Here is a 12,772-nt window from a genome sequence, read left to right on the forward strand (position 1 = left end):
CGTCAAATAAAACAGCTGGCGCACCGCAGAAAGAAGCTTCGCGCGGTTAACGCAAAAATCCCGGCCTCTTTCGAGACCGGGATCTTTCACATGGTTGCGGGGACAGGATTTGAACCTGCGACCTCTGGGTTATGAGCCCAGCGAGCTACCGAACTGCTCCACCCCGCGGCGTGCTTAAAGACTAACACAGGGTGAAGGAGGTGAAAACCGAACTCAGCGGGTTCGCAGTGTGCTGCGGCCCGCTGAGTCAGAATTCGCTATTCAGTGGCGTCGATTGCCCGCTGGATTGCGGCGGTCATGCGGTCGTCTGCCTCAGCGGCAGCGACGAGATCGTTGTCAGCGTAGGCTGCCTGACGATCGGCCAATGCTGACTTGTAGTCGGCAAGAGCCTTGTCGAGAGCGGGGTTGTCGCCCGGCGTTACTGGCTCAACTGGCGCGTCAGGATCAACGGGCTCCACTGGCGCGTCTGGATCAACCGGAACCTCCGGGTCAACCGGAACTTCACCGTCGCCAGCCTCGGCTCCAGAGTCTCCCCCGAACAGCGAGTCGAGTGCCTGGTCGAGGGTGTCCTCGAATGCAATCTCATCACCGAACGATACGAGCACCTTGCGCAACAGTGGGTACTGGGTTCCACTCGTTGACTGCACGTAAACCGGTTGCACATAGAGCAGTCCGCCACCGACGGGCAGCGTCAGCAGGTTTCCGAGCTTCACCTCGGTGTCACCGCGCTGCAAGAGCGCAAGCTGGTTCGCGACAATCGTGTCGGTGTTGAAGCTGTTCTGCACCTGACCAGGACCCGGGATGGTGTCCTTCTTGGGCAGATTCAGCAGCGTGAGCTTGCCGTAATCTGGCCCGGCATCCGAGTTCGCGGTGAGGTATCCGGTGAGAACACTTCGGGTCGCGTCTGCACTTCCCTTCGGAATGAAGGTCGAGTACAGCGTGAACGCGGGGTCTTCGGTTCCCGGAACCTGCATCGTGAGGTAGTACGGGGGCTGAAGCGAACCAGTTGCTGAAACCGGGTCTTCCGGGCTCACCCACTGGTCGTCACTCGAGTAGAACGAGCCAGCATCCGTCACGTGGAAGGATCCCAGAATCTCGCGCTGCACCTTGAACAGGTCAGAGGGGTACCGCACGTGGTCGAGCAGTTCAACGCTCATGTCGCTCTGTGGCAGCAGCGTGTTCGGGAAGATCTTGTTCCAGGTCTTCAGTACAGGATCTTCGTCGTCCCACGCATACAGCTTCACCGAACCGTCATAGGCATCAACTGTTGCCTTGACCGAGTTGCGGATGTAGTTGATGTTGTCGAGCGCGAACTGCGGCGCCGGCGTGTAGGTGTCTGCAATCGCACTGGAGAGCTGCTCGACCTGCGAGTACGGGTAGTTAGCGCCCGTGGTGTAGCCGTCGACGATCCACACGATGCGGTCGTCCACGATGGCGGGGTAGACATCGCTGTCAACGGTGAGGTACGGCGCTACCTTCGCGACACGGTCGAGAGGCTCACGGTCGTACAAAATCTGCGACTCTTCAGTAACCGCTGACGAGAGGAAGATTTGCTCAGACTGGAACTTGATCGCGTAAACAAGCTTCTTGAAAACGTTGTCGAGAACTGGCCCACCTTCGCCGTCAAACGTGGTGGTGGCGTTCTGGTTGCTATCTTCGCCACCCGACGGGAAGTCGAGCTCGATGTCATCGGCACCCTCGGGTCCACCGACAATCGAGTACTCGGGTGACTTCTCACCGAAGTAAACGCGAGGCTCAAATTCGCCAAGGGCACCCGTGCTGGGGATTCCCGACTGCAAGAACACCGGCTGACCATCGGCAGCGCGTTGGTTACCGTAGGCCGCAACAACGCCGTAACCGTGCGTGTAGACGACGGCATTGTTGTACCAAGACTGGGAATCGCCCAGACCGGACTGGTTCAACTCACGAACCGCAATGACGGTGTCTTGCGTCTCGCCGTCAATGTCATAGCGGTCAACATCGAGGTGACTGTCGAACTGGTAGTACTGCTTGAACTGTTCGAGCTGCGCAAACGCCTGCGGCGCAATAGCGGGGTCGAGGATGCGGATGTTTGCCGTTGTCGTTGCGTCTTCACGCAGCGCACCAGATTCGGCATCCGTCGTCGCGCTGTAAGGAATCTCTTCGACGTCGGCAACGCCGTAGGCATCACGTGTCGCCTGAATGCTTCGATCTATATATTCCGATTCGTAGGTACGCGCGTTGGGGTCTACCTGGAAGCGCTGGACGATCCACGGGTAGAGGTTTCCGACGACGAGCCCGCTGATCAGCAGCAGAGCGGTACCGATCATCGGCAGACGCCAGCGACCGATTATGGCCGTAACGATGAACAGGATGGCAACGATGGCGGCAATTCCCGCAAGAATTGCGCGACCCGGAATTGTGGCGTTTGCCTCGGTGTAACTTGCACCGGTTTGCAGGAATCCCTGGCTCGAGGAGTAGAGCGTGGTGAACTGGTCGAGCCAGATGCTCAATGCCTGAACAGCAAAGAAGAGGCCGGCGGTGACGGCCAACTGGATGCGCGCAGAACGTGAGATGCGCACTTCGCGGCCATGAACGCTGAGCGCACCGTAAAGATAACTTGTCGCGAGAGCGGCAACGAACGAAACGATGAGTACCGCGGAAGCGAATCCGACAATGCCGTGGTACATGGGCAGCTCGTAGAAGTAGAAGCCAATGTCTAGCTTGAACTGCGGGTCGACTTCACCGAAAGAGGTGCGGTTGAGCCACTGCAACGCAACGGGCCAGCTGCCAGCAGCGGAGACGCCACCGAAAACTCCCAAAAGAACGGGGATACCGACCATGGCGAGCTTGCGGAGCGGCTCGACTACCTGCTGGTAGCCCTCCAGCTGCGCATTGAGTTTCGCGTAAATCGGGCGTGCACGGAACGCGATGAGAAGGCTGATACCCACCGGAATTGCCATCGCAGCAAAACCAATAAGGAACATCACCGCATTAGCGATCCACTGGGTGGTAAGCACCTCGAGATAGCCGGCCTGGTCAAACCAGAGAACGTCGGCATAGAGATTGGAGAACAAGAAGAATGCGATCACAATGACGGCGAGAATTATCGCCGTGATCGTAAACGCAGACCTCGTTTTGCTCTTAGGGGCTGATTCGGTTTGGCTCGACACTGTACTTCGCTCCTGAGATTGGGGGCCTAGCGGTATCTTAAAGGTCTTTCATGGGCGCGGGGCGAATGATCGCTCTCAGCGTCAATCGGGGAAACGATCACCCAATAGCGGTCAACGTGCGTCGCAAGACGGAAGCCCGGTGCCGCTCAGGCCAGCACGGATGCTGGCGAGCGCGACGAGAGCGTCGTTGAGGTTATCCACTGCGTACACGGTGAGGCCGTCGGGGATGTTCTCCGCGACCTCATCGCAATTCTCTACTGGGGCAAAGAAAAAGCTGGCGCCGGCATCGCGGGCCCCATACATCTTCTGTTGAATTCCCCCGATTGGCCCGACGTCACCGCTGGCGGTGATGGTGCCGGTTCCCGCAATTTCTTCACCGCCGTTGATCGCACCAGGCGTGAGCTTGTCGATGATCCCTAGCGCGAACATCATGCCTGCGCTGGGGCCGCCGACATTCTCAAGCTGAATCTTGACGTCAACGGGAAAGTTGTATTCACTACCCACAATGACTCCGATGACAGCGATGGCGTCATCGCCCTCGCTCATTGTCGGCGTGATCTCCGCCGTCTGTTCTTCACCCTCGCGTTCAAAGACGATGATGGCGGGCGTCGTTGTTCCGTTGCTCGCAATCGCATCGCGAAGGCCGGCAACGTCAGCGAAAGTTTCGTCATTAACCGACCGGATGATGTCGCCAGCCTGCAGCACACCATCCGATGGTCCGTCGGCGCTTGTCTCGGCGACGGTGAGCGTTGCATCAAATTCGTAGTCCAGATCGGACAGTGCCGCAGCAATTGCTTCCTGTTGCGAGCTTTCCATCTGAATGCGGCCAGCTTCTGCTGATTCCTCAACCGTCACGCCAGTGGGGTAAATGGATTCGACAGGAACGATCGCGCGACTGCGGTCGAAGTACGCGGCACCGACTTCGAACCAGCTCAGCGGCGACTGAGGGTTTCCCTGCACGTTCACGGTGAGCATGTCGAGCGCACCCTCAGTGGGATACGTCGTTTCGACGGGAATTTGGATGAGCGGCACAAGCTCGCCGTCGATCTCAACGTCGCCCAAGGTGTCGTAGACCGGGCCCGGTTGTTCGATGATGTACGGCGAGGGAACGAGCGTTGCCAACAACGTTCCGATGAGCGCAACGCTGAGAATCAGCCAGCCAAGCCAGCCACTTCGGGCGCGACGAGACGACTGTTCGGGACGATTATCAGTAAACAGGGCCACCTAGGTCCTTACGGGGTGGAAGCGGTGTTCGCCACAGGCGCACGGTAAGACTCACTAGCCTAGGTCAAAACTCAGCCGCGCACGCCATCGAGCGGCTAGCGTTAATCCATGGCTGACAACGCTGACAACAATTCCGAAGACGAGTTCCGCGACATGATGCGAGAGTTCCTCTCCGGAGATGGAGAGATTGACCCCGCAAAGCTTGCTGCCGCGGCGGGATTGCCGAATGATCCTGCAATGATTCAGCAGCTCCTGAGCCAGCTCCAGAGCGCCCTCGGTAACAGCAAAGATGGAATCGACTGGGACATTGCGCTCCAGCAAGCTAAAGGCCTCGCCGCGCAAGGCACTGTCGTCTCGTTGCCCGCGGAGCGTTCCAAGCTGGAACAGGCCCTCCACGTGGCATCACTGTGGCTCAACGAGGTCACTGACGTTTCTGAACTCACCGTGGAGCCCAAACTTCTGAGCCGCAGCGAGTGGGTCACCCTCACCATGCCCGTCTGGACACAGCTTGCTGAGCCCGTGGCGAATTCGATCGCGAACTCGCTCACTGACGTACTCACGCAAAACACCCCAGAAGAGATGAATGACATGCTCAGCGGTGCGAGCAAAGTGATGCGCAACATCGGCGGCACCCTGTTCGCCATGCAGCTCGGCCAGGTTGTCGGGCAGCTCTCGAGTGAAGTGGTCTCTGGCGGAGACATCGGTATCCCCCTGCTCGATGAGCAGCAGGCAGCGATCGTGCCCCAAAACGTGTTCGCATTTGGCAATGGCCTCGACCTTCCTGACGAAGAAATTCACCTGTACTTGGCCGTGCGCGAGCTCGCGCACGCTCGACTGTTCCGGCATGCAAAGTGGCTGCGCCTACAGTTCATGACCTCGGTTACGGCCTATGCCCACGACATCCACATTGACTCGGATGCGATTGCCGAACTCGCAAACGGTTTCGATCCAAGCAACCCTGAAGACTTGCGCGACGCCATGACGAATGGTTCGCTCATCCCGCCTAAGAGCGAGGAACAACGGGAAGCACTTGAACGTCTTGAGACGGTGCTCGCCCTGGTCGAAGGGTGGGTTGATGTCGTTACCGCGGCTGCCACCACTCGACTGCCTGCGCGGGGCGCGATCGCAGAAACTGTGCGTCGGCGTCGCGCCTCTGGCGGACCAGCAGAGTCTGCGTTTGCCACCCTCGTCGGCCTAGAACTTCGACCTCGTCGACTACGAGAAGCCGCCGCAATGTGGCAACACGTCAGTGACGAACTTGGCGCAGAGCAGCGTGATGCTCTCTGGTCACACCCTGACCTGATGCCCACCGGCGCCGACATCGACGATCCTGCCGCGCTCGTGGCTCGACTCCGTGATGGCGGAAAGACCCCAGACGATATCGATCAGGCAATTAACGACCTCCTGAACGACGAGTCTGGAGACCGGCCTCACGAAGGCGACAACTCCTAAGCAGCGTGCACCGCGCTCGCTGCGCGCTGTGGAATCTTCGCACTGACCAATCGGACAGGCGTGCACAATAGGCACATGATCCTGCGCGTAGACCCCCGCCTACCACTGGTGTGGCGCTCCCCCACGAGCGCCCAATTCGGTATCGACCCACCCGCTGTTGTGCTGCCCCATGTCACCGACATCCAAGAGAAGATCCTCTCGGCTCTTGTCTCGGGCATCAGTCGCAGCGGAATCGGCATGCTGGCACGGTCGCACCCCGCCGAGTGTGACGACCTTCTCGACGCGCTCTCGCGAATCCTCGTTGCCACGCCGCCACAACCGCCAAGCGCCCACGTTGCCATCGTGGGCTCCGGCGCGCTCACCGAAGCAATCGCTCGAACCCTCGCAGCTAGCGGAGTGACGGTGAGCACCGCTGAGCACTCGGATGAGCTAGCCGGGCCAGACCCGGATCTCACGATCTTGGTCGGGCACTTCGTCATCGCCCCCTCAGTGCACTCGCACTGGCTGCGCCGGGATATTCCGCACCTGCCGGTCGTGGTGTCAGACTCTGCGGCCGAGATCGGCCCCGTCGTCACCCCGGGCATCACCGGATGTTTGCTGTGCGTCGAGCTCCACCGTCGCGACGCCGACGTTGCCTGGCCCGCCATCGCAACTCAACTAATGGGCCGCCATTCCCACGCCGAGACCCCGGTGCTCATTGCCGAAGCTGCGGCCGAGGCAAGTCGGATGGCTCTGCATCGATTGGGAAGAGGCGGCTACACCGTTTTCGATCAAACCCCCGCCGATGCCGCTTCATCGGTGCGCATCGATTATGCGACAGGTCGCCGTGACGAAAGTCTCCGCTTTAGCCATCCGGAGTGCGGCTGCCAACAGGTCGGAAACGTTGCTAGCGTTGCGTCCGATCAGGCAGATCGTTCAGAAAACGGCTGGGAGCACGGCGCCCACCCCGACCTGTTTGTGCGCTAGCCGACCACGACAGCCCCAGTGACCGTCTGGCCCGCGTCACGCCGACATAAAGCAGTCGTCGTTCTTCATCGATCGCCGCGGGCGTGCGGGCATAACTGATCGGCAACAAACCCTCGTTGAGCCCCACAATATGCACGCAGTCCCACTCGAGCCCTTTTGCCGAGTGCATGGTGGCAAGGTTCACGGCCGAACGCAGTGGCTCGTTGTTGCTGCTTTGACGATCGACGAGGTCAGCAACGAACTCGCGGAGGGTCATCTCTGCCGGCGCATCCTCGGCAAGTCGCATGATCACGTTGAGAGATTCCCAGCGATCCCGAATGGCGCCGGCGCTCTCGGGAGGATCCTGCGACCATCCGATTGATCGGAGAATGTCACTGACCGATTTGAAGAGTGGCTCGGTGGCGGTTGAGATGGATGCCCCGCGAAGGAGCATGATCGCTTCCTTGACCTCGCGCTGATCGAAAAAGCGAGTTGCTCCACGCACGAGAAACGGCACCCCCGCGGCTGACAGCGCGGCTTCGATAACCTGAGACTGCGCATTGATGCGGTAGAGAACGGCAATTTCTTCGGGAAGCGTGCCGGCCGCAATTTGCCCAGCGATAGTTTCAGCCACGGCAGCGGCTTCCGCTTGGTCATCATCGAATGCTGTGACAGCGGGAGTCACAGAGTGCTCTGTCGTTGCCGCTTGCAAGGTGAGCGCCCCTGGCTGGTTTGCCATCAGCTTGTTGGCCAGATGAACGATTTCGGGGGTCGACCGGTAGTTGCGTTCCAACCGCAACACGACGGCATTGTCGTGATGAGAGGCGAACCGCAGCAAGAAGTCTGGGCTTGCACCGGCGAAGGAATAGATCGTTTGGCTGACATCGCCGACGACGCAGAGGTCGTCGCGATCTCCCACCCAGAGCCTCAACAGTTCATGCTGGAGGGGCGAAACGTCCTGATATTCGTCGACGACGAAGAAGCGGTATTGCTCCCGCACTTGCTGGGCTATTCGGGGCTCAGCTTCGATCATGCCGGCGGCAGCCAACAGCACATCCTCAAAGTCAATCTGGCGCCGAGCATCCTTAGTCGCCTCGTAAGCGGTCTGGAGGTCGACCATTCGTTCCATCGTGAGTGCCGCAGGGAGGGCGCGATCGGCTTCGCCATACTGCGCGATCGACATTCGGGATGTTTTGCGCCACTCGATCTCGGCAGCAACATCGCGCAGTGTCGCGGTGTCAATCTTGAACTTGAGGGAGTCAGCAGCGTGCGCGATCATCCGCGCTTTGCCCTCAAGCAAACGCGGCATCGTCCCCCCAATGGTCTGCGGCCAGAACGCGTTGAGTTGCGACAGAGCAGAGGCGTGAAAAGTTCGAGCCGCAACGCCTTCGGCTCCGAGGGTACGCAGCCTGCCGCGCAGCTCGCCCGCCGCGCGATTAGTGAACGTGAGCGCCATCACTCTGCCTGGAGGGTAGACCCCGGTCGCCACGCCGTACGCAATACGGTGGGTGATCGCTCGGGTCTTTCCCGTGCCCGCCCCCGCGAGCAAACACACGGGGCCTAATAGCGCTTCGGCAGCTTGCCGTTGGCCGTCGTCGAGCGCGTCGAGCAGTGCATTGGCATCGAGGGTCACGGCTGCTCGTCTATCGGTTGTCCGTACCAGTGCTCAATGATGGCGCGCGCAATGGACGAGTGCCCGGGGAGGCGAATCTCGCCAAGCGAGGCGGCAAGTTCAGCGCGGCTAAACCAGCGGAGGTCGAGAATTTCGGTGCCATCAGGGGTCCCCGGCCCGGCAAATCCCGGAGCGACGGATGCGGTGAAGCCCAACATGAGAGAAGCGGGGAAAGGCCAAGGCTGGCTGCCCAAATACACCGGATCGACGACCGGAACACCGGACTCTTCGAAAATCTCGCGTTGAACAGCAGACTCAAGCGACTCTCCTGGCTCCACGAATCCCGCCAACAGCGAGTAGCGATTCGATTCCCAGAGAGCATTAGAGCCGAGAAGCAAACGATCGTTCTGATCGGTTACCCCGACGATAATCGCCGGGTCGGTGCGCGGAAAGACTTCGAGCTTTGATGCGACATCACGGCGCACCCAACCCGCCTTCTCCACAACCGTGGGCTCGCCCGTCCGTGGGGAGAACAGATGAGAGGAGTGCCAGTTCAAGATCGCGAGTGCCTCGGTAAACAGTCCGGCATCGCGGTCGCTGAGCTGCGTGGCGATGCTGCGCAGATTCCCCCAATTGGCCTCTGCAAAGTGACCAGCATCTTGCAATTCGACAGTCACGATCGGCGTGCCTACGGGCTCGGGGCTTGTCGTGGAGAGCGAACGCCCGAGATACACACTGGTATGGCCACGCTCGATGGCGTCTGGCCTGAGCAGAGCTAACGAGCCATCAGCCGCGAGAAGGGCTGAGCCAGCGAAAATCGGAAGAACTCTGGTGGTCGTATCGCGCCACAAACGGTCCAGAAGTCGAGGGTCTTCTCTCGCGAGATGGTCACGGTCAATCTCGTACCGTGACAACGGCAGTCGCGAAAGAAAAGCCTGTGTCATGCATCGACCCCGTCCCAAGTGCGTGGCGTACGGCAAATGCACGCCTGATCGACCTACCCTGAGTGTTATGGCCAGATCACATCTCACTCTAGCCGCGCTGGCGACCTCCGCTGTTGAGGGACTCGATGTCGCCGCAGCCGCTCCGTTCGGCACCGGCACCGTCAACGACTTCGACTCCGCGCTCATCACCGGACGCGACGGCTCGCACCTGATTATCCGGGTGCCCCGCAACACTTCTGCGGAAAATGTGCAATCTGCCGACCTTGTCGCACTGCGCGCACTGAGCGCCGGCGTGCGCACTCGATTGCCATTCGCTGTGACCAGCTATGCCGGGCAGGTTCCGGTTGGCCAAACTCGCGGCATCGTCTACGAGTTCGTTTACGGCAGCAAAGTCCCCATGCGTTCGTACACGACCGGCCCCGGCTCATTGTCGGCGTCAATCGGCGCTGCAGTAGCGGCGATTCATAGCCTTCCGACAAGCTTCGTGGCGGATGCTGGGCTGCCGGTTCAGACCGCTGGCGAAAGCCTTCGGTCGTGCATTTCGATCATCGATCGCGCTACGGCGACGAAGTTGGTTCCGGCAGCGTTGCTCGATCGTTGGCGCGAGGCAACGGAAGATTCGAAGTTGTGGCAGTTCCAGCCCACCGTCATCAACGGCTCTCTCGTCTCCGACTCGTTCTTGAGCTCAGACAATGCCGTCACCGGTGTTTTGGGGTGGCAAGACGTTAAGGTCGGTGACCCGGCGACAGATTTGCAGTGGTTGCTCGGCCCCCGCAACGACGCCATCATCGAATCCGCTTTCGGTGCCTACGCGGATGCCCGTGGTGCTGGCGATCGCCAGCTCAAGCAACGCGCCACCTTCTATGCAGAGCTCTCGGTGGTCAAATGGTTGCTTCACGGCACCGAAGTTCGCAGTACTGAAATTGTGGACGATGCTGTTGAGATGCTGACCACTCTGCTTGATGACATCCGCGATGACGTCATGAATCCGATCAGCACTAACACCATGCCCACCATGGCCGTTGACGAGGTCGAAGCTATGCTGCGCAACAAGAATCGCGTGGGCTAGCTACTCCTGCGAACGCGAACGCGACCGCGTGAGCCGACGCACCCTCTTGCGAGACGCCGGTGCTGGCAGGGCGTTCGCGTCGACAATAGTGATCGGCTCGGTGATGGCGCGCGACTGATGTTGCGGCACAATCGCCACCCAGCGGCCATTGCGGCGTGGCGCAACCTTGACGGTGAGCCGACCAGAACGTGCGAGCACAATCGCGATCGCAATCGCGACCGCGGCCGGAACTCCACCAGCGATCACGAACGCGATTTTGGCGCCCCACAATTCGGCGATGGAGCCCATCAGGGGACCGCCGATTGCTTGTCCACCCAAGATGACCATCACCCAGAACGCCATAACGCGACCGCGGATGACCAGGTTTGACGACAACTGCACCATCGTTTCGGCTGCCGTCATGAGCAGCAATCTGCTGAGTCCGACTCCGATGAGAACCCCGAGGAACAGCCCGTAGATGGGCACGATACCGGCGAGCATCATCATCACGCCATAGAGCACCGCACCAAAAATGATTGTGCGCAGCCGGAGACTGGACCGGCGTGCGGAGGCAAGGGCGCCGAGCAGCGCCCCGATCGCCGCGAGTGAGTTGTAGAGACCATAGCCGCTAGCTCCGGTGTCGTAGACAGTGTTCGCCATCGCCGCTAGCAACGTTGGCATGGGCATCCCAAAGACGGCGACGATAAAGACCATCACCATGGTCCAGAACAGCGTTGGCTTATTGCGGATGTACCGCATTGCCTCCCGGATCTGCCCCTTTGACTCTGGAGCGCGTGGGGCAATGAGCAATTCCTTCTTGCGCATCGAGGCGAGAATGATGACACCGATCACGACCGCCACAGCGTTGATTCCGATTGCCCACCCCGACCCCGCAGCCACGATGAGTGCGCCGCTGAGTGCAGGGCCCAAGAATGCTCCGGAGTGGAAAATTGACGCATTGAGGCTGATCGCATTGCGCAGATGCCGCGGCCCGACCAGCTCGTTGACAAAGACCGCTCGCGCGGGGTTATCGAAGACCTGGATGATGCCCATCAGCAACACCAGCAGGTAGACAAGCCAGAGTTCTGCAGCTCCGATAATGGTGATGATCGCCAGCGCCAGACTGAGGAGCCCGATGATGGATTGCGCGAGCATGAGTGTTGCGCGTTTGTCGAAACGGTCGGCGATAACTCCGGCATACGCGCCAAGAATAATGGTCGGAGTGAACTGGATAGCGATAGTCAGCCCCACCAGCGCGACATTGCCGGTGAGCTCGAGAACCAGCCAATCGACGGCAATGCGCTGTACCCACGCAGCGGTGTAGGCAATGAACTGGGCAATCACATAGAGCCGGTAGTTGTGCAGCCGAAGCGAGCTAAAGGTGTCGCGCCACAGAGGTCGCTGCATCACCGCCGAGATAGGCACTGTTGCCGGAGAAGTCTCAGATGTCATAGCCACAGATCTAACCGTATTGTCTTAGCGCTCATTCCAGTGCATAATCGAGCCTATAAATTCAATTACGTTTCGTAATGGAGTGTTGTGTTCGATCCTGTCCTGCTCAAGTCTTTCGTCGCCGTTGCCGACACCCTCAGCTTCACGGAAGCCGCTCGAAGCTTGAGCTTGAGCCAACCCACCATTAGCCAGCACGTGCGCAAACTCGAGGCTGCCGCCGGTCGAACTCTCGTCATGCGTGACACTCGCGCCGTCTCGCTCACCGACAATGGCGAGGCAATGCTCGGGTTCGCTCGAGCAATACTGGCCGCGGAAGACCAAGCCGTAAAGTACTTCACCGGTTCGGCGATGCGGGGTCGCCTTCGGTTCGGCTCGGCTGACGATCTGGCCCTCACCCAGCTCCCGGGGATCCTCCGTGACTTTCGTCAGCTGTACCCCCAGATCAACCTTGAGCTAACCGTCGCCCAGAGCGGAAACCTTGTTCGCCGCCTGCAAGCAGGTCAGCTCGATCTGATCTTCGTCAAACAAGATGCGGGCGCGGAAGGCGGCCGCCTCGTGCGACGCGATCGGATGGTGTGGCTCGGCCACAAAAGCATGACCCTAGAAGCCGGAGCTCCGGTTCCGTTGATCGCCTATCAAGCTCCGAGTTTGGGTCGTGAGTTCGCCATGCGAGCGCTCGAAGCTGGCGGACGCACCTGGCGAATCACGTGCAATGTCAAAGAGGTCAATGGTGCTCTGGCTGCAGTACGGGCCGGAATCGGTATCGCGGTTTTCCCTCAGTCTTTGATCCCCGCCGATCTTGCCCAGGTTCCGGCATCGTTCGAGTTGCCAGAACTCGGCGACGTGGATTTCGTTCTCCTCGACAACCCGATGGCCGCTCGCGAACCTGTCGATGCGCTGAGCGCCGCAATCCTCAGCCGCCCGGTGCAGCGCCGCTCCTAGC

At 60.0% G+C, this 12,772-nt stretch carries 9 protein-coding genes and 1 tRNA gene; 4 read left to right on the forward strand and 6 right to left on the reverse strand.

Annotation, left to right across the window (positions count from 1 at the left end; all coding sequences use genetic code 11):
- Positions 1-91: 91 nt before the first annotated feature.
- The 3 genes from FFT87_RS12775 to FFT87_RS12785 form a co-directional block, all read right to left on the reverse strand.
- Positions 92-168, reverse strand: a tRNA-Met gene (locus FFT87_RS12775).
- A gap of 89 nt (positions 169-257) precedes the next feature.
- A complete protein-coding gene (locus tag FFT87_RS12780; protein WP_219949072.1) occupies positions 258-3,152 on the reverse strand; it encodes a UPF0182 family protein in 2,895 nt (964 codons plus the stop codon).
- A 111-nt stretch (positions 3,153-3,263) separates the two neighbouring features.
- Positions 3,264-4,376, reverse strand: a complete 1,113-nt coding sequence (locus FFT87_RS12785; RefSeq protein WP_219949073.1) for a PDZ domain-containing protein — start codon at positions 4,374-4,376, stop codon at positions 3,264-3,266.
- 108 nt (positions 4,377-4,484) lie between these two features.
- On the opposite strand from FFT87_RS12785, the gene FFT87_RS12790 reads away from it, so the two are divergent.
- Together FFT87_RS12790 and FFT87_RS12795 are read left to right on the forward strand one after the other, a co-directional pair.
- Complete coding sequence (locus FFT87_RS12790) at positions 4,485-5,828, forward strand: zinc-dependent metalloprotease (RefSeq protein WP_219949074.1); 1,344 nt, start codon at positions 4,485-4,487, stop codon at positions 5,826-5,828.
- A gap of 75 nt (positions 5,829-5,903) precedes the next feature.
- Positions 5,904-6,794, forward strand: a complete 891-nt coding sequence (locus tag FFT87_RS12795) for a hypothetical protein (protein ID WP_219949075.1) — start codon at positions 5,904-5,906, stop codon at positions 6,792-6,794.
- Here the strand turns inward: FFT87_RS12795 and FFT87_RS12800 are convergent.
- Complete coding sequence (locus tag FFT87_RS12800; RefSeq protein ID WP_219949076.1) at positions 6,715-8,406, reverse strand: ATP-dependent helicase; 1,692 nt, start codon at positions 8,404-8,406, stop codon at positions 6,715-6,717. The two genes, FFT87_RS12795 and FFT87_RS12800, sit on opposite strands and share 80 nt — an antisense overlap.
- Positions 8,403-9,329, reverse strand: a complete 927-nt coding sequence (gene nudC / locus FFT87_RS12805) for an NAD(+) diphosphatase (RefSeq protein WP_219949077.1) — start codon at positions 9,327-9,329, stop codon at positions 8,403-8,405. The genes FFT87_RS12800 and nudC overlap by 4 nt, the downstream gene beginning before the upstream one ends.
- A gap of 67 nt (positions 9,330-9,396) precedes the next feature.
- On the opposite strand from nudC, the gene FFT87_RS12810 reads away from it, so the two are divergent.
- Positions 9,397-10,398: a phosphotransferase gene (locus FFT87_RS12810; RefSeq protein ID WP_219949078.1), complete on the forward strand. Its 1,002-nt coding sequence runs from the start codon at positions 9,397-9,399 to the stop codon at positions 10,396-10,398.
- On the opposite strand, the gene FFT87_RS12815 is transcribed toward FFT87_RS12810, so the two are convergent.
- Positions 10,399-11,829, reverse strand: coding sequence for an MFS transporter (locus FFT87_RS12815; RefSeq protein WP_219950834.1), 1,431 nt, complete (start codon positions 11,827-11,829; stop codon positions 10,399-10,401).
- A gap of 87 nt (positions 11,830-11,916) precedes the next feature.
- On the opposite strand from FFT87_RS12815, the gene FFT87_RS12820 reads away from it, so the two are divergent.
- Positions 11,917-12,771, forward strand: a complete 855-nt coding sequence (locus FFT87_RS12820) for a LysR family transcriptional regulator (RefSeq protein ID WP_219949079.1) — start codon at positions 11,917-11,919, stop codon at positions 12,769-12,771.
- The last annotated feature ends 1 nt before the right edge of the window (position 12,772 follow it).

Origin of the sequence: Salinibacterium sp. M195 (genome assembly GCF_019443965.1) — a bacterium.
In the GTDB taxonomy this organism is placed as follows: Bacteria; Actinomycetota; Actinomycetes; order Actinomycetales; family Microbacteriaceae; genus Rhodoglobus.